Genomic DNA, 17,694 nt, shown 5'->3' on the forward strand with positions numbered 1-17,694 from the left:
GTCGTCGACCAGATGGTGCAGCTTGAGCATGTAGATATAGCCCACGGTCACCTTGCGGTCGAACACGTCGCCGGTGCGGCCGTCGAACAATTCCACCTGGCCCGATGTGTCCAGCCCGGCCAGTTCCAGCATGTGGCTGACATCGGCTTCCTTGGCGCCATCGAACACCGGCGTTGCCATCGGCACGCCGCCGGCCAGATTGGCCGCCAGTTCGAGCACGCCGGCATCATCCAGCCCGCCGACATCAGCGGCATATTGATCGCCGTAGATGTCGCCAAGCACCTTGCGGACCTTGGTGGCATCGCCGGAATTGATGCCTTCGACGCGGTGATGGATATCGTCCAGCAACGCACCGATCTGCTTGCCGAGACCGCGTGCGGCCCAGCCCAGATGGGTTTCGAAGATCTGGCCGACATTCATGCGCGATGGCACGCCCAGCGGGTTGAGCACGATATCGACCGGCGTCCCGTCGGCGAGGAAGGGCATGTCTTCCTGCGGCAGGATGCGGCTGATGACGCCCTTGTTGCCATGGCGGCCGGCCATCTTGTCACCCGGCTGCAGCTTGCGCTTAACCGCGACAAAGACCTTGACCATCTTGAGCACGCCCGGCGGCAGTTCGTCGCCGGACTGGACCTTGCCCTTCTTGTCGTCGAGCTTGGCGGTGATCGAGGTCTGTGCCTCGTCCCACTGCTGCTTCAACGCTTCGAGGCCGGCCTGCACGGCATCGTCGGCAACGCCGAACTTCCACCATTCGCGGCGCGGATGGCCTTCCAGCAGTTCGTGGTCGATGACCTCGCCCTTTTTCACGCCCTTGGGCGCTGCAACCGACGTCTGGCCGAGCAAGGCACCCTGGAGACGCGAATAGGTGGCGCGGTCGAGGATGGCGCGTTCATCGGCGGCATCCTTTTCGAGACGCTCGATTTCCTCGCGTTCGATCTGGAGTGCGCGCTCATCCTTGTCGATGCCGTGACGGTTGAAGATGCGGACATCGACAATCGTGCCGGCAACGCCCGGCGGCAGCTTGAGCGAGGTGTCACGCACGTCGCTGGCCTTTTCACCAAAGATGGCGCGCAGCAGCTTTTCTTCCGGCGTCATCGGCGATTCGCCCTTGGGCGTGATCTTGCCGACCAGGATGTCGCCAGGCTCCACTTCGGCGCCGATATAGACGATGCCGGCTTCGTCGAGACGGGCCAGGGCGTCTTCACCGACATTGGGAATGTCGCGAGTGATGTCCTCGGGACCCAGCTTGGTGTCGCGGGCCATGACTTCGAATTCCTCGATGTGGATCGAGGTGAACACGTCTTCCTTGACGATCTTTTCGTTGATGAGGATCGAATCCTCATAGTTGTAGCCGTTCCAGGGCATGAACGCGACGAGCACGTTGCGGCCCAGCGCCAGTTCGCCGTCCTCGGTCGAGGGACCATCGGCGATGATGTCGCCCTTGGTGACGATGTCGCCCACGGTCACCAGCGGACGCTGGTTGATGCAGGTGGACTGGTTGGAACGCTGGAACTTCATCAACGTGTAGATATCTACGCCGGACTTGCCCGGTTCGATGTCTTCGGTGGCGCGGATGACGATGCGGGTGGCATCGACCTGATCGACGATACCGCCGCGGCGCGCACCGATGGCGGCGCCCGAATCGCGAGCGACCGTGCCTTCCATGCCGGTGCCGACAAACGGCGCCTCGGCCTTGACCAACGGCACGGCCTGACGCTGCATGTTCGAGCCCATGAGCGCACGGTTGGCGTCATCGTTTTCCAGGAACGGAATCAGCGAGGCCGCGACCGAAACCAGCTGCTTGGGGCTGACGTCGGCAAGCGTGATCTGGCTGGACGGTGCCATCAGGAATTCGCCGGCTTCGCGGGCCGAGATCAGTTCCTCGGTGAAGGCGCCTTCGCTGTCGATCTGGGCGTTGGCCTGGGCGATCGTGTGACGCGCCTCTTCCATGGCCGACAGATAGACGACGTCGTCGGTCAGCTTGCCGTCCAGCACCTTGCGGTACGGGGTTTCGATGAAGCCGTATTTGTTCACCCGGCTGAAGGTCGCAAGGCTGTTGATCAGGCCGATGTTCGGGCCTTCGGGCGTTTCAATCGGGCAGATGCGGCCATAGTGCGTCGGGTGAACGTCGCGGACTTCGAAGCCGGCACGTTCGCGGGTCAGACCGCCGGGGCCGAGCGCCGAAACGCGGCGTTTGTGGGTGACTTCGGACAGCGGGTTGGTCTGATCCATGAACTGCGACAGCTGCGAGGAGCCGAAGAATTCGCGCACGGCCGCAACGGCAGGCTTGGCGTTGATCAGGTCATTGGGCATGACAGTGTCGATATCGACGCTGGACATGCGTTCCTTGACGGCGCGCTCCATGCGCAGCAGCCCGACGCGATACTGGTTTTCCAGCAGTTCGCCGACCGAGCGGACACGGCGGTTGCCGAGGTTGTCGATGTCGTCGATCTCGCCCTTGCCGTCCTTGAGGTTGACCAGCGTCTTGATGACCGACTGGATGTCCTCGCGGCGCAGCACCGTCATGTCGTCGGCGACATCAAGGTCGAGGCGCATGTTCATCTTGACGCGGCCGACCGCCGACAGGTCATAGCGATCTGCGTCGAAGAACAGGCCATAGAACATGGCTTCGGCGGTCTCGCGCGTCGGCGGCTCGCCGGGGCGCATGACGCGATAGATTTCCGACAGGGCATGGTCACGCTCTTCGACCTTGTCGGCCATCAGCGTGTTGCGGATCCAGGGCCCGGTGGCCACGTGATCGATATCGAGCAGGTCGATCGACGACTGGCCCGACTTGTCGATCTTTTCGAGGTTTTCGGCGGTGAGTTCGTCACCGGCCTCGATGTAGATTTCGCCCGTTGCCTCGTTGATGAGGTCGAATGCCGAATAACGGCCAAAGATTTCTTCAGTCGGGATCAACATGGTGGCGAGGCCGTCGGTGCTGGCCTTGCGGGCCATGCGCGGCGTGATCTTGGTGCCAAGCGGGAAGATGACTTCGCCGGTCTCAGCGTTGACGACATCGAAGCTCGGCTTCTGGCCGCGCCAGTTGGCTTCGACATAGGGCACGACCCAGCCGGCGGTGCCGTCCGAGCCAAAGCCGCGCACCCAGACAACCTTGTTGTAGAACAGGTTGAGGATTTCTTCCGAATTCCAGTTCAGGGCATACAGCAGCGTCGTCACCGGCAGCTTGCGCTTGCGATCGATGCGGACGTTGACGATGTCCTTGGCGTCGAATTCGAAATCCAGCCACGAACCGCGATACGGAATGACGCGGGCCGCGAACAGATACTTGCCCGATGCGTGCGTCTTGCCGCGATCATGATCGAAGAACACGCCGGGGCTGCGGTGCATCTGGCTGACGATGACACGCTCGGTGCCGTTGATGATGAAGGTGCCGTTGCCGGTCATGAGCGGCATGTCGCCCATGTAGACATCCTGCTCCTTGATATCGAGCACGGAGCGGGTTTCGGTGTCGGCGTCCACTTCGAAGACGATCAGGCGCAGCGTCACGCGCATCGGCGCTGCATAGGTCATGCCCCGCTGGCGGCATTCGTCGGTGTCGTACTTGGGATCTTCGAGTTCGTAATGCACGAAATCCAGCTCGGCTGTGCCGGCGAAATCGCGAATCGGGAACACCGAACGCAGCGTCTTTTCCAGGCCGGACACATAGCCGGTCGCCGGGTTGGAGCGCAGGAACTGCTCGTAGCTTTCGCGCTGCACCTCGATGAGGTTGGGCATCTGCACCACCTCGCCGATCTTGCCGAATGTCTTGCGGATACGGCGGCGGCTGTTGAAAATCTTGCTGCCCTGCGGCTTCATCTGGGTGGCCATGTGATCGTTTCGCCCTATTCCAAAATGATCTGTCGCCGCCGGGGTGCCGGAGGACAACGAAAACCGCACAACATTCCGATGGGTCGGAATGCCGCACGGCAAATGGCGATGAAAAGCCAAGCCTTTCCCCATCCTTCGCGGCCCGATCGCGCAAACGGGCCGTGTCTCGTGGAAAAGCAGGCCGATCGGGACAAACGCCCGATCTCTGAAACGCCTACATAGGGACGATGTTGGATTTGGGAAAGGGGGAATCTTCGGGCGCCTGGCCGGAGCAGGAGCCAACGACGGTCGGGGGACAGCGCGAGTGGGAACGCGTCGTGACCGGTGGTGCAGAAAGGCATCGTTCTGGCGCAAACGCAACAGCAACGACTGTTGATCCCTTTTGCAGCGGAACCAGACCCCGTCGCCGGCCATTGACCGCACTGGACCGACGTTCGGTCGGTATCAGTTGCCTTGCGTTTTCAGGAGTTTTCGCATGACCACCCCCTTTGCTGCCAATGCGGCTGCCATATTGCTTGCGCTATCCCTTGCCGTGCCTGCGTTGGCGCAGGACAGCGCCGGCACACCTGACACTGCGTCGGCGCGCGCACCCGATGGTTCGCGGCCCTTCGGCTTCGAACCCTATTTCGGCATCCTCGGCGGCTATGACAGTTTCGATCGCAACAAGCCGGGCGCCATCAACGCCGCAGGACAGCGCCTCGCCGGCGCTCAGATCGAAGGCGTCATCGGCGCCAACATCCCGTTGGGACCGTTGTTTGTCGGCGTCGAAGGGTTCGGAGCCAAGGGTTTTGGCCCGATCAACTGGGAATATGGCGCCCGCGCCCGCGCCGGTTTCCGCATAGGTGACAGCGGGCTTGTCTATGGCAGCTTCGGTCACACCTGGATCGACATGCGCAACAACAGCATGTTCCAGAACCGCAAGGATTGGGTGTACGGATTGGGCGTCGAGGTCGGCCCGAAGGACATCGGCCTCGGCGGCGTGACCGGCCGGGCCGGGCCTCGCCTGCGACTGTTGGTCGAAAGCTACGACTTGCAGAGCATTCGCCCGATGGCCGGCATCATCTTCCACTTTTGATCACGGCATGATGGCCTGATGGACAGGGCGGCTCCTTGCGGGGTCGCCCTTTTCAGTTGCGCACGCGTTTTCAGTTGCGGACGCGTTTTCAGTTGCGGAACCTGGGGCGGCCCTGGGTGTTCAGGCCTGCGGTTATGAACACCGCGGTCGCGGCCCCCTCGACATCTGCTGTGTGCCAGCAGCCCGGCGGATTGATAGCATATTCGCCGGGACCAAGCGTGACCTGCGCCAACGTGCCATCGGCAAATTCCTGGTGGATGGTCATGCAGCCAGCCGTGCACAGAACGACCTCTTCACCATGCGGGTGCATTTCCCAGCTGTCCCAATCGCTCGTGAAGGTGAACAGGCTGACCAGCCGGCCTTCGGCACCATCGGCGTCGTGGCGGGCGCCATACGCCTCATACCAGTCGGTGCCGGTGAACTCGGGCTGGGGGATGGCGACGGCGCCAAGACCAAGGTGGAGGAAATGCCGGTCGAGACGGTGAGGCATTGCCATGGCCTTGCCAGTGAACCCAGACAACAAGTCTGCCCTATGCGGCGAACAAAGAAAAGGGGCGGCCCCGGGTGGAGCCGCCCCTTGTTTTGCGATGGCCGCGGCAAAAGCGCCGCTGCCGTGCAGCTTACTTGAGTTCGACAGTACCGCCGGCAGCTTCGAGCTGAGCCTTGATCTTTTCGGCGTCAGCCTTGGAGATGCCTTCCTTGATCGCCTTGGGAGCGGATTCGACCAGCGTCTTGGCTTCGGTCAGGCCCAGGCCGGTGATGGCGCGGACTTCCTTGATGACGTTGATCTTCTTGCCGCCGTCGCCGGTCAGGATGACGTCGAATTCGGTCTTTTCTTCGACAGCGGGAGCAGCAGCAGCGGCCGGGCCGGCAACGGCAACGGCAGCAGCGGCGGACACGCCCCACTTTTCTTCGAGCATCTTGGCGAGGTCAGCGGCTTCCAGCACGGTCAGGGCGGAAAGCTGTTCAACGATTGCGTTCAGGTCAGCCATGGGTATTCTCCAATATCAAAAAATTTGGGTAAACGTGATGCTCAAGCGGCATCTTTGTCGGCATAGGCAGCGAAAACGCGGGCCAGCTTGCCGGCGGGCGCAGAGGCCAGCTGGGCGAGCTTGGTGGCAGGCGCGTTGACGAGGCCGATGATCTTGGCGCGAAGTTCGTCCAGCGACGGCAGCGAGGCCAGAGCCTTGACGCCATTGATGTCGAGCATCGTGTTGCCCATTGCGCCGCCGACGATTTCGAACTTGTCGGTCGTCTTGGCGAATTCCACGGCGATCTTGGCAGCTGCGACCGGGTCGGTCGAAGTGGCAAGGCCGACGGGGCCGGTCAGCATGTCGCCGAGCGGCTGGTAAGGCGTGCCTTCAAGCGCGATGCGCGCCAGGCTGTTCTTGGTCACCTTGAAGCTGGCACCGGCGCTGCGCATCTTGTTGCGCAGATCCGACGCCTGGGCGACCGTCAGGCCATGGTTGCGGGTAACCACAACCACAGACGTTTCGGCCAGCGTCTTGGCAAGACCAGAGACCACCTCGGATTTTTGCGAGCGATCCATGCTCTCTCCTTAGCGTTGCCCCGGCAAGGCCGGGACAGGTCGGGTTTTGACACGGACCCACAAGGAACCCGTGCCGGCGGAGCCAGGCCGGACCGGGGAAACCGGGCGACATGGCCCGTCCAACGATGATACGAGATGCCGGGCCACACGGGCCGGCAACAATCGCTCTTCGTCTCGTGCGGGCCCCAAAGGCTTAAGGCGCGAACGCCACCCACAGTCTTGGACGGTCGGTTGCCAGGCGGTTTCGCACCCCGGTCTGGACCGATGAAGAGCGCGCACTACAGCAGACATGGGCAAATGCCAAGGGGGCTTTATGCGGGAGCGCAATCCCGCCAGCGCATGATCGGGCCGCGCATGACACGCAAAAAGGGCCGGGAGATCGCTCTCCCGGCCCCTTCGTGTTCGTGCGGATCAAGTCAGACCGAATGGCCGACCGTCTGGGTATCGACCTTGACGCCGGCGCCCATCGTCGAGCTGACGGCGACCTTTTGCAGATACTTGCCCTTGGCGCCGGTCGGCTTGGCCCGGACCACGGCATCGAGCAGCGCGTCGAAATTGGCGCGCAGATCGGCCTGCGGAAAGCTGGCCTTGCCGAGCATGCCATGGATGATCCCGGCCTTTTCGACACGGTATTCGACCTGGCCGCCCTTGGCTGCCTTGACGGCTTCACCGACGTTCATCGTGACGGTGCCGAGCTTGGGGTTGGGCATCATGCCCTTTGGCCCCAGGATCTTGCCGAGACGACCAACCAGACCCATCATGTCCGGCGTGGCGATGCAGCGATCAAAATTGATCGTGCCGCCCTGAACCAGTTCGAGCAGGTCTTCGGCGCCAACGACGTCTGCGCCGGCTGCCTTGGCTTCATCGGCCTTGGCGCCGCGAGCGAACACGCCGACACGCACTGTCTTGCCGGTGCCCTTGGGCAGGGTGACAACGCCGCGGACCATCTGGTCGGCGTGGCGCGGATCGACGTTGAGGTTGATGGCGACTTCGATCGTTTCATCGAACTTGGCGGTGGCGTTGGTCTTGACCATCGCCAGCGCGGTGTCGAGGTCGTACAGCATCTCGCGGTCAACAGACGCTGCGAGTGCCTTGGCTTTCTTGCTCAGTGCCATGATATCAGCCCTCCACCACTTCGAGGCCCATTGCGCGGGCGCTGCCTTCGATCGTGCGCATCGCCATGGCGATGTCGTTCGCATTGAGATCGGCCATCTTGGTCTGTGCAATCGCCTTGATCTGCGAGCTCGTCACCGAACCTGCGGCTGCGCCCTTGCCCGGCGTCGTGCCGCCGGACTTCAGGCCGGCAGCCTGCTTGAGCAGGAACGAAGCCGGCGGCGTCTTGGTGATGAAGCTGAACGAGCGATCGGCATAGACCGTGATGACGGTCGGGATCGGGGTGCCCTTTTCAAGGGATTCGGTCTTGGCGTTGAACGCCTTGCAGAATTCCATGATGTTGACGCCGCGCTGGCCCAGTGCCGGACCGATTGGCGGGGACGGGTTGGCGCTGCCGGCTTTCACCTGCAGCTTGATATAGCCTGTAATCTTCTTTGCCATATTGGCTCTCCTGTAGTGGTGCAAACGGCCCCGACAGGCCTCCCACGGTGAAAGGTCGAGTTACTTCTGCTTTTCGACCTGTTCGAAGCCCAACTCCACCGGGGTAGCCCGGCCGAAAATGGACACCGAAACCTTGACGCGGCCATGGTCGAAGTCGATTTCTTCGACAAGGCCGTTGAACGAGGCGAACGGACCGTCGAGAACGCGGACCTGGTCGCCGATTTCGAAATTCGCTTTTTTCTTGATCTTGGCTGCCGGCGTTTCCTCCACCTTGATGTTGAGGATGCGGCTGGCCTCGCTCTCGGTGATCGGCTGCGGCTTGTTCTGGGTGCCCAGAAAGCCGGTGACCTTGGGCGTGTTCTTGACGAGGTGATAGACATCGTCGGTCATCATCAGCTTCGCCAGCACATAGCCGGGAAACACCTTCTTCTCGACAACGCGCTTCTTGCCCTTGAACACTTCGTTGACGCTCTCGGTCGGGACCGAGACTTCTTCGATGAAGCCGTCGAGGCCCATGCGCCGGGCCTCGCTCAGGATCGCGTCGCGAACCTTGTTCTCAAAGCCGGAATAGGCGTGGATGATGTACCAGCGCGACATGGATATCCTTTAGGCGGCGAGGCTGAGGAGAAATTTGACGATGTTGCCAAGCACCTGGTCGATGGCAAGGAAGAACAGTGCAAGCACCGTGGCCATGATGATCACCATGATCGTCATGCGAACGGTATCGGGCAGGGTCGGCCAGACGATGCGGGCAGCCTCGACGCGCACCTGGCGCACGAACTCACCCACGCTGACGCGGGGCTTGGTCGCCTTGCTTTCCGTCTTTGCCTCAATTGCCATCGAATCAGCCAATCCTGCACAACATGGGCCGCAAAAACACCAATAACCGGCACGGGGCCCACCCGATACCGGCGAAAACATCAGACCCAACCCTGGAAGTTGCCAGGATCTTCGGTGCCTGCCGGACCGTTTCAAGGGGCCGACTGGCAGGAGTGGAGGGGCTCGAACCCCCGGCCCTCGGTTTTGGAGACCGATGCTCTACCAGCTGAGCTACACTCCTAGGGTCGGGCCGGGGCTATAACGGCGGCGCGCTGCGCACGCAAGGTTGAAAGCGGGCGCGCTGCGCACGCACGGTTGAAAGCAGCGGCACTGGCGGGTAAGGGAACCGGCGCACCTGTGCGGGTATAGCTCAATGGTAGAGCACTAGCCTTCCAAGCTAGTGATGCGGGTTCGATCCCCGCTACCCGCTCCATCGCAGCCGGGCGTGCGGGCAGTGCGAGATGCAGCAACACGCGCATCGCTCGCCCTTCCCGCCAGCGCGAGAGGGGCAACGCATTGCACGCGCCCGCGCCCAAATACCCCCGAAACACCCCCCTACCCCCGCCGTTGTCCCAACCAACACGCGGGAGACAGGGACAATGCAACACCAACCCGGCCCAATGCTGGCCAGCCAGGAAGTGGCGGCGCCGGCCGATCTGGGCCGCGCCTTTCCCACCGGCAGCGGCCCGATGGTGTGGTTCGACCAGATCCGCAACCTTCTCGTGCGCGCCCTTCTGCCGCCCGAACCGCCGGTCTACGAGCTGCTCTGGCGCTATGTGCGCGACGAGGACCATGAACTCAGCCTCGCCGTGGACCGGGCAATGGCCGAAAATGCGCTGACGCCCGAGACCATTGCGGCGCTGCGTCACAAATACATGGGACAATTGAGCCAGGGCGATGTGTCGGCGCTGGTTGCCGCCGCCCAGGGCCAGGCCGACGCGCTGACCCGGCGGATTGCCGATGGCCAGACCGACCTGGCCGATTATGGCCGCGCCATTGCCGATGGCGGCGAACGCCTTGCTGCCACGCTTGATTCGCAGGGGCTGGCGGCGCTGCTCGAACAGCTGGGCGCGGCGACCTCGGCGATGCAGGCGGCCAACGCGAGGCTGCTGACCGAGCTGGAAACCGCTGCCACCGAGGCGCGGGCGTTGAGTGAAAAGCTGACCTCGGCCGAGCGCGCGGCGATCACCGATGTGCTGACCGGCGTGCTCAACCGGCGCGGCACCATTGCGGCCATCGAGAAGGCGCAGGTCGAATCGCGTGCAAATGCCGTGCCCTGCGCCGTGTCGGTCGTCGATATCGATCATTTCAAGCGGTTCAACGACCGGTTTGGCCACGCCATGGGGGATGATGTGCTGGTGTTTGTCGCCCGGCACCTGGCCGACCGGGTCGAGCCGCAGGGCGGCACCGTCGGCCGGCTGGGCGGCGAGGAGTTTGTGGCGATCTTTCCGGGATTGGGCGCGCTACCGGCAACGGGGCGAATCGACCGTATCCGCGCCGAACTGGCCGGCCAGGTGCTGCGCAGCGCCGTCGATGGATCGAGCATGGGGCGCATCAGCTTTTCCGCCGGGGTGGCGCAGGACCGGCCCAGCGACAATGCCGACCGGCTTCTCGAACGTGCCGACCAGGCGCTATACACGGCCAAGCGCATGGGCCGCGACCGGGTGGTGCCCGACCGCAGCTGAGGCGCCGACGCAAAAAAAGCGCGGCCAAAACCGTGGCAGGCGTTGAAAAAACCGTGGCAGGCGTTGACAGGGCGCAGGCGTTGTCCCACTAGGCCGGCCCTTGCGGCACGCCCATGGCGCGCAGCAAATGGAGGGGTGGCCGAGCGGTCAATGGCAGCAGACTGTAAATCTGCCGGGTTTTCCCTACGTTGGTTCAAATCCAACCCCCTCCACCATTTTTTCCGCAACATTGCGATTTGTTCATGCAGGGTTCGGATCCGTTCCGGCACGATGATATTCTTGTTGGTCGGAGCCTTGCCATGATCCGTATTGTCCCCGTTGCGCTTGCTCTCGCCGTTCTGGCGCCCGCTGCGCTCGCTACCGCTGCCTTTGCGCAGGGCGTTTCCGGCAGTGATTATGTCAGGGCCAATCTGCGTGTCGGCGCCCCGGTGTTCGGCCCGACCGGACGCCAGATCGCGATCGTAGAATCGGTGGCGAAATCCGGCATTGTCGTGCGCGGTGATACCGGGCCGGTGACCGTACCGCGTACCGCCTTTGGCCCGGGTTCCAAGGGCCTGGTGCTTAACTACACGGCCAATGAACTGGCCAAACGGCAGGCGGCGCAGGCGGCCGAAAACCTGCCGCAGTAACCGGACACGCCGGCGGGGGGCGACAAGCGCGGCGGCGCGCGCTAAAGGCGCCGCCATGGGACGCAGACCACAACCGAAAAACCAGCAGGGGCACAAAAGCCTCTTCCCGCGCCTGTATGGCCGCCACGCCGTGTTTGCGGCCCTGGACAATCCCGACCGGGAATTCCGCAAATTGTGGCTGACGCCGGCCACGGCCAAGACGCTGGACCTGCCGCCGGGCATCAACGTGCAATATGGCGACGACCATGATCTGGGCCGGATGGTGCCAACCGATGCGCCGCACCAAGGCTATGTCCTCGAAGTCGAACCGCTCGAATCGGTGTGGCTGGGCGATATTCTTGCCGCCGCGATCGAAGACGGCAAGAACCGCCCGATCGTTGTGCTCGACCAGGTCACCGACCCGCACAACGTCGGCGCCATCATGCGCTCGGCACTGGCGTTCGGCGCCCGCGCGCTGGTGACGCAAGACCGGCACAGCCCCGGCGAAACCGGCGTGCTGGCAAAGTCCGCATCGGGCGCGCTCGAACATCTGCCGTGGTGCCGGGTGGTCAACCTTGCCCGCGCACTGGACGAAATGGCCGAAGCCGGCTTCTGGCGCATCGGCCTGGATGGCAGCGCCGAAGTCGAACTGGAAACCGCCATGGGCAAGACCCAGCCGGTGCTGGTGCTGGGCGCCGAAGGCGAAGGCATGCGGGCGCTGACGGTGGAACGCTGCGACCAGATCGCCAAACTGCCGATCACCGGCGTCGAAAGCCTGAACGTGTCGAACGCCGCCGCGATTGCGCTTTATGCGGCGGCGCGGCGCGGGCTTTAGATACACATCGATTCAGGCCTATTGCCGAATTACCTTTGCCATGCTGAAAAGTTTCAGCATCCCGGCGTGCTACTGAGCAAAGCAAGGCTGAGCAAAGCAAGGCTGAACAATTTTTATGGCTGGTGAAGCAGAGACAAGTAAAATCCGTGAACAAGCCATTTAACTGGCTGACACCCGCCAGTACCTAAACTGCCGATCTGTCGAATTGTAACTTCGAGCCAAAGGCTTTATTGGCGCCCGAGCAGCATTAGATGACATCTACTTGCACCGTGAAATTGATGCGATCTGCTCCGGCAGCAGTGTCATAAACGACTTTTGATACAACAACGATACACGGCACTAAGGTTTGGCATCAGCGATCAACTTAAAATGGCACTCGTTTTGGTGGCAGGGCTAGTGGCCTGCACCGCGCTCTACATCTATTTCTCACCATACCAATCTTGCTTAAGGGGCGCGACATCCGATGGTTCGTTGTCAAATGAGAGGGCGCAAGTCATCTGCGCAAGAGGTCGAAACAGCGAGTGAGCCGCCTCAATAGCTTTCGGCGGCATAGGCGTTAGACACATCGCCGGCCCAGTCGCCAGCGAAGGATGCCAGCATGCGGTCGGCGTTGGTCATGCCAGACGCCGCAATCTCGCGCAGCGGGCCCAGAAAGCCCTGCTCGGTATCGCCGGAGCCGTTCAACCGCGCGCGCCTCGCCAGGCCCTTGTCGGCAATGTCGAGCACCACCTTGGCCAGATCCTGCAAGGTGCCGCCATTCGGGCTGGCAGCCTGCAACGCCAGACGCGGCACTTCGCGGCGCAGACGGTCATGGTCGTCCGGTGTCCAGCCCTTGACCAGTTGCCAGGCGGCATCGAGGGCGACATCGTCGTAGAGCAGCCCGACCCATAGCGCCGGCAGCGCGCAGATCCGGTCCCACCGTCCGCCATCGGCGCCGCGCATTTCAAGATAGCCCTTCATCCGGACTTCGGGAAACGCCGTGGACAGATGGTCCTTCCAGTCGCCGACGCGCGGCTTTTCACCCGGCAGCACTGCCAGCTTGCCGGCCAGGAAATCACGGAAGCTGTGGCCGGCGGCATCGATGTATTTGCCGTCGCGGTAGACAAAGTACATCGGCACATCGAGCGCGTAATCGGTGTAGCGTTCAAAGCCGAAGCCGTCCTCGAACACGAACGGCAGCGTGCCGGTGCGCGCCGGATCGGTGTCGGTCCAGATATGGCTGCGGAACGACTTGAAGCCGTTGGGGCGCCGTTCGGTAAACGGCGAGTTGGCGAACAAGGCCGTGGCCAGCGGTTGCAGCGCCATGCTGACCCGGAACTTCATCACCATATCGGCTTCGCTGGCGTAATCGAGATTGGTCTGGATGGTGCAGGTGCGCAGCATCATGTCGAGGCCGAGGCTGCCGACGCGCGGCATGTGCGCCCGCATGATGACATAACGGCCCTTTGGCATCACAGGCAGTTCGGAACGCGCCTTGTCGGGCCAGAACCCGAGGCTGAGAAAGCCCAGCCCCAGCTCGCCCCCTATCTCGCGGCATTGCTTGAGGTGGCGGTTCGATTCGGCGCAGGTCTGGTGGAGCGTTTCGAGCGCGGCACCCGACAGTTCGAACTGGCCGGCCGGTTCAAGGCTGATGGCGCCATCGGCACCCTTGAGCGCAATGACGTTCCCGCCTTCCATGACGGGTTCCCAACCGAACCGGGTCATGCCCATCAGCAGGTCGCGAATACCGCCGGCTTCGTCGTAGGAAGGCGCGCGGTGATCGGCGGTGCGATAGACGAATTTTTCATGTTCGGTGCCGATGCGCCAATCAGCAGGCGGCTTGCTGCCCTTGTCGAATACCGCAACCATCTGGTCACGGGTTTCGATGATTGCGTCGTCGCCGGTGATGGAAAGCTGGTTGCTCATGGCAAGTGCTTTAGCCGGGCGTGCGAGGCTGCGCAATTGAGCCTTGCCGGCCTTCGCTGGCGCTTCGCGCAATTCATAGTGCCGGTGGCGGGCGCTTCATGCCATCATGCACGCATCCCGGCAGTCAGGAGAGCGCACATGCATGATCTGGTCATTCGCGGCGGCACCATCGTCGATGGCAGCGGCGCGACTGCGTTCACCGGCGATATCGCCATCGACGCCGGGCGGATCACGGCGGTCGGCACTGTGACTGCCAAAGGCCGCGACGAGATCGATGCCGCCGGCCTGGTGGTGGCGCCGGGCTTTGTCGATATCCACACCCATTATGACGGCCAGGCCACCTGGGATTCGGAAATGGCGCCGTCGTCATGGCACGGTGTCACCACAGTCGTCATGGGCAATTGCGGTGTCGGATTTGCACCGGCCAAGCCCGACAAGCACCAATGGCTAATCGGCCTGATGGAGGGGGTGGAGGACATTCCCGGCACAGCGCTGGCCGAAGGCATGCCGTGGAACTGGGAAACGTTTCCCGAATATCTCGATGCGCTCGAACAGCGCGCCCGCACCATTGATGTGGCGACGCATGTGCCGCACGGCGCTGTGCGCGCCTATGTCATGGGAGAACGCGGCGCCAACAACGAGGCGCCCACCGAACATGAAATCGCCCAGATGTCGGCCATCGTCGAGGAAGGATTGCGGGCCGGCGCGCTCGGCTTTTCGACCAGCCGCACCGTGCTGCACAAATCCATCGACGGCGTGCTGGTGCCCGGCACCACCGCCACCAAGGAAGAACTGATCGGCATCGGCCGCGCGGTTGCCCGCGCCGGCCACGGCGTGTTCGAAATGGCCAGTGACCTGAAACGGGAATGGGACGAGTTTGGCTGGATGGGCGCGCTCAGCAAGGAAACCGGCCTGCCCGTGACCTTTGCCATGCTGCAATCCATTGCCAAGGAACTGCCCTGGGAAGAACAGATGGCCGAAACCGCGCGCTGGAATGCCGATGGCGCCAACATCGTTGCCCAGATCGCGCTGCGCGGCACCGGCATATTGATGGCGTGGCGCGGCACCGTGCATCCGTTCCGCTTCAAGCCGTCGTGGGTGGCCATCGAAAACCTGCCATGGGAACAGCAGTGGGCGCATGTCAGCGACCCGGCCTGGAAGGCGCAGTTGCTCGCAGAGGACAATGTCTATCCCGAATCGGACGTGCTGCCGCTGCTGTACGCAGTCGCGCTGGGTTTCGGCCTGCAATATGGCATGGGCGAAGGCTTTGACTATGAACCGACGCAAACCGAAACCATCGAGGCGCTGGCGAAGGCTGCCGGCAAGCCGGCAGCGGAATATGCCTATGACCTGCTGTCATCGGACGGCGGCACCGGCTTCATCTATTTCCCGATCCTGAACTATGCCGATGGCAATCTGGATTTCATCAAGGGCCTGCTCGAACGCGACGACACGGTGGTTTCGTTGTCCGATGGCGGCGCGCACTGCGGCACCATCTGCGATGCCGCCTCGCCGACATTCCTGCTCCAGCACTGGGTCAAGGAGCGGACACGCGGCACGATTTCGCTGGAACAGGCCATCAAGCGGCAATGCCATGACACGGCGCGACTGTATGGCCTGGATGATCGCGGCCTGCTGCGCCCCGGTTATCTGGCCGATATCAACATCATCGACATGGGCGCCATCAAGCTGGGCAAGCCATGGCTGGCGTTCGACCTGCCGGCAGGCGGAAAACGCCTGCTTCAGCGCGCCGATGGTTATATGATGACGCTGAAAAATGGCCAGGTCACCTTCCGCGACGGCGTCATGACCGGCGCCCTGCCCGGCACGCTGATTCGCGGGCCCCAGGCCAATCCGGCGGTGGCGATGGCGGCGGAGTGAGGCACAATTCCTAGCGGTGATACCCCGGCCGGCGCCCTGGCGCGGGCCGGGGCGATCGCAGCAGCGCCCCGGCAATCACCACGGCAATGCCCGCAAGCTCCAGCACGGCATGCAGTTTCAGACCCAACACGGCTGTGCGCAGCGCGACATCGATATGGTGAAACGACGCCGCGCGGATCAGCACGAACAGGCCGAGCAGGCATAGGCCGGCCAGCGCCACGATGACGCCCGCGCGCAGGCCCCGGACCAGCCAGCCCAGCGCTCCAGCGGCAATCACCGCCGCGACGACGGCAGCCATCACCAGCCCTGCCTGAAACGCGCGGCGCTGTTCATACCAGCCGCCGCTGCGCGCCCATTGTCGGCCAAAGGCGGTCAGCGCCGTTTGCAGATCAAGCTGCTTGTTGATGCCCAGCGCCAGCATGGCCAACGCCGCCAGCGTCCAGAACAGCCGCTCGCGCGGCGGCGCCCTGCCGCTCTCGCAGCCGCGCTGCCAGCCGCACAGCGCCGCGCCCGCAACATAGCCGGCCACGGCAACCCATGGCAAAGTCCCGGCGTCCTGGCTCGCCCATTGCGTCGCTGCATCAATCATGGATGATGCATAACAAGGTGAACCATGGGGGCAAGCAGATGCGGCGCACAGGCATGATGGCAATGGCGGCCCTGATGGGCAGCGCAGCGGCGGCCGAACTGCCGCCGACGGTGCGCATCGAAAACCGTGCCCTGCCAGGCCTGTCGGCACCCGGCGAGATCATCATCGATCACCACGGCATCCCGCATATTCGCGCGGCAAACGCCCGCGACGGGTTTTTCCTGCAGGGCTATGCCGCCGCGCGTGACCGGTTGTGGCAGATCGACCTGTGGCGCAAGCGCGGGCTGGGGCGGCTGGCTGCCAGCTTTGGCCCGGCCTATGTCGCACAGGACCGGGCATCGCGGCTGTTCCTGTACCGCGGCGACATGGCCGCCGAATGGGCCGCCTATCCGGCCGATGCCAAATCATGGACGCAGGGCTTTGTCGCCGGCATCAACGCCTTCATTGCCGACACCGCCGCCGGCCGCCAGCCGCTACCAGCCGAATTTGCCGCCACCGGCACAGCGCCTGAACCATGGAGCGCAGATGACGTGGTCCGCATCCGCTCCAATGCGCTGGCCAGCAATGTCGCGTCCGAAGTGGCCCGTGCCCGCGCCCTGTGCACCGGCGATGCGCGGCTGGAACCGCTGCGCCGCCAGTTGGCGCCGGCCCATGCGGTGACAATCCCGGGGGGCCTCGACCCGTGCAGCATCCCGGCCGATGTGCTGGGCGACTATGCGCTTGGCACCGGCGATGTGCGGTTCGATGGCACGCGGCCCGTGCTGGCCAGCCTCGATCCCGAAACGCTGGAAGGGTCCAACAACTGGGTGATCGCGTCGTCACGCTCCAGCACCGGCCGGCCGATTTTGGCCAATGACCCGCACCGCGCGCACGGCGTGCCAAGTCTGCGCTACGTCTCCCACATCGACACGCCCGAGCTGAAACTCGCCGGCGCCGGCGAACCCGCGCTGCCCGGCATCAGCTTTGGGCACAACGCCGATGTCGCCTGGGCGCTGACCATCTCGGCGATCGACCAGCAGGATCTGGTTGTCCACGCCACGGGTGCGAAATTCACCACGACCACCGACAGCATCGCCGTCCGGGGCGAGGCGCCGCGCATTGTCACGATGATGTTCGACGGGCCAGACCCCGTCATCCATCAAGATGCCGGCTCGGGCCGCGCCTTTTCGCTGCGTGCCACCTGGGCGCGGCCCGGTGCCTCGGCCTATTTCAACGCAAGCTGGGCCTGGCAGGCGAAAACCTGGCAGGATTTCCTCATCGCCCGCAACCATTGGGGCGCGCCGCCGCTCAACCTGTTGTTTGCGGCGCGAGGCGGCGACATCGGCTGGGCGCCGGGCGGCTTCGTGCCGCTGCGCGCGGCGGG

At 63.5% G+C, this 17,694-nt stretch carries 16 protein-coding genes and 3 tRNA genes; 8 read left to right on the forward strand and 11 right to left on the reverse strand.

The window, feature by feature from the left end; translation table 11 throughout:
• The coding region (rpoB, locus tag RMQ73_RS13580) for a DNA-directed RNA polymerase subunit beta (RefSeq protein ID WP_310498845.1) at positions 1-3,831 on the reverse strand (3,831 nt) is incomplete at its 3' end.
• Between the two features lie 475 nt (positions 3,832-4,306).
• On the opposite strand from rpoB, the gene RMQ73_RS13585 reads away from it, so the two are divergent.
• A complete protein-coding gene (locus RMQ73_RS13585) occupies positions 4,307-4,906 on the forward strand; it encodes an opacity protein (protein ID WP_310498846.1) in 600 nt (199 codons plus the stop codon).
• Between the two features lie 88 nt (positions 4,907-4,994).
• Here the strand turns inward: RMQ73_RS13585 and RMQ73_RS13590 are convergent, their stop codons facing one another.
• The 8 genes from RMQ73_RS13590 to RMQ73_RS13625 form a co-directional block, all read right to left on the reverse strand.
• Positions 4,995-5,402, reverse strand: coding sequence for a cupin (locus tag RMQ73_RS13590; protein ID WP_310498847.1), 408 nt, complete (start codon positions 5,400-5,402; stop codon positions 4,995-4,997).
• A gap of 124 nt (positions 5,403-5,526) precedes the next feature.
• Positions 5,527-5,898 carry a 50S ribosomal protein L7/L12 gene (gene rplL / locus RMQ73_RS13595; protein ID WP_310498848.1) on the reverse strand — a complete coding sequence of 124 codons (372 nt, stop codon included), beginning with the start codon at positions 5,896-5,898 and terminating at the stop codon, positions 5,527-5,529.
• A 41-nt stretch (positions 5,899-5,939) separates the two neighbouring features.
• A complete protein-coding gene (rplJ, locus tag RMQ73_RS13600; protein WP_310498849.1) occupies positions 5,940-6,455 on the reverse strand; it encodes a 50S ribosomal protein L10 in 516 nt (171 codons plus the stop codon).
• A gap of 416 nt (positions 6,456-6,871) precedes the next feature.
• A complete protein-coding gene (rplA, locus tag RMQ73_RS13605; RefSeq protein WP_310498861.1) occupies positions 6,872-7,573 on the reverse strand; it encodes a 50S ribosomal protein L1 in 702 nt (233 codons plus the stop codon).
• Position 7,574: 1 nt separating this feature from the next.
• Positions 7,575-8,009 carry a 50S ribosomal protein L11 gene (rplK, locus tag RMQ73_RS13610; protein WP_310498850.1) on the reverse strand — a complete coding sequence of 145 codons (435 nt, stop codon included), beginning with the start codon at positions 8,007-8,009 and terminating at the stop codon, positions 7,575-7,577.
• A 60-nt stretch (positions 8,010-8,069) separates the two neighbouring features.
• Positions 8,070-8,606 (reverse strand): transcription termination/antitermination protein NusG, encoded by a 537-nt coding sequence (nusG, locus tag RMQ73_RS13615; RefSeq protein ID WP_310498851.1) that lies wholly within the window; start codon positions 8,604-8,606, stop codon positions 8,070-8,072.
• 9 nt (positions 8,607-8,615) lie between these two features.
• Positions 8,616-8,849, reverse strand: a complete 234-nt coding sequence (secE, locus tag RMQ73_RS13620; RefSeq protein ID WP_310498852.1) for a preprotein translocase subunit SecE — start codon at positions 8,847-8,849, stop codon at positions 8,616-8,618.
• Positions 8,850-8,993: 144 nt separating this feature from the next.
• Positions 8,994-9,069 (reverse strand) — tRNA-Trp (locus RMQ73_RS13625).
• 118 nt (positions 9,070-9,187) lie between these two features.
• Between RMQ73_RS13625 and RMQ73_RS13630 the strand changes: the two genes are divergently transcribed.
• From RMQ73_RS13630 to rlmB, 5 genes are all read left to right on the forward strand, one after another.
• Positions 9,188-9,261: transfer RNA gene (locus RMQ73_RS13630), tRNA-Gly, on the forward strand.
• Positions 9,262-9,427: 166 nt separating this feature from the next.
• Entirely contained in the window at positions 9,428-10,513 is a 1,086-nt protein-coding gene (locus RMQ73_RS13635) for a GGDEF domain-containing protein (RefSeq protein WP_310498853.1), read from the forward strand.
• Between the two features lie 129 nt (positions 10,514-10,642).
• Positions 10,643-10,728: transfer RNA gene (locus RMQ73_RS13640), tRNA-Tyr, on the forward strand.
• A gap of 84 nt (positions 10,729-10,812) precedes the next feature.
• Positions 10,813-11,142, forward strand: a complete 330-nt coding sequence (locus RMQ73_RS13645) for a hypothetical protein (RefSeq protein ID WP_310498855.1) — start codon at positions 10,813-10,815, stop codon at positions 11,140-11,142.
• A gap of 55 nt (positions 11,143-11,197) precedes the next feature.
• Positions 11,198-11,956, forward strand: a complete 759-nt coding sequence (gene rlmB, locus RMQ73_RS13650) for a 23S rRNA (guanosine(2251)-2'-O)-methyltransferase RlmB (protein ID WP_310498856.1) — start codon at positions 11,198-11,200, stop codon at positions 11,954-11,956.
• A gap of 531 nt (positions 11,957-12,487) precedes the next feature.
• On the opposite strand, the gene RMQ73_RS13655 is transcribed toward rlmB, so the two are convergent.
• A complete protein-coding gene (locus RMQ73_RS13655) occupies positions 12,488-13,861 on the reverse strand; it encodes a glutamate--cysteine ligase (RefSeq protein WP_310498857.1) in 1,374 nt (457 codons plus the stop codon).
• A 138-nt stretch (positions 13,862-13,999) separates the two neighbouring features.
• Between RMQ73_RS13655 and RMQ73_RS13660 the strand changes: the two genes are divergently transcribed.
• Positions 14,000-15,742, forward strand: coding sequence for a D-aminoacylase (locus RMQ73_RS13660; RefSeq protein ID WP_310498858.1), 1,743 nt, complete (start codon positions 14,000-14,002; stop codon positions 15,740-15,742).
• A gap of 10 nt (positions 15,743-15,752) precedes the next feature.
• Here the strand turns inward: RMQ73_RS13660 and RMQ73_RS13665 are convergent, their stop codons facing one another.
• The gene (locus tag RMQ73_RS13665) at positions 15,753-16,331 is read right to left on the reverse strand and encodes a hypothetical protein (RefSeq protein WP_310498859.1); all 579 of its coding nucleotides are present in this window, start codon (positions 16,329-16,331) and stop codon (positions 15,753-15,755) included.
• Between the two features lie 38 nt (positions 16,332-16,369).
• Here RMQ73_RS13665 and RMQ73_RS13670 point away from each other — a divergent pair.
• On the forward strand, positions 16,370-17,694 hold a 1,325-nt coding region (locus tag RMQ73_RS13670; protein ID WP_310498860.1), incomplete at its 3' end, for a penicillin acylase family protein.

Origin of the sequence: Sandarakinorhabdus sp. (genome assembly GCF_031430775.1) — a bacterium.
GTDB lineage: Bacteria > Pseudomonadota > Alphaproteobacteria > Sphingomonadales > Sphingomonadaceae > Sandarakinorhabdus.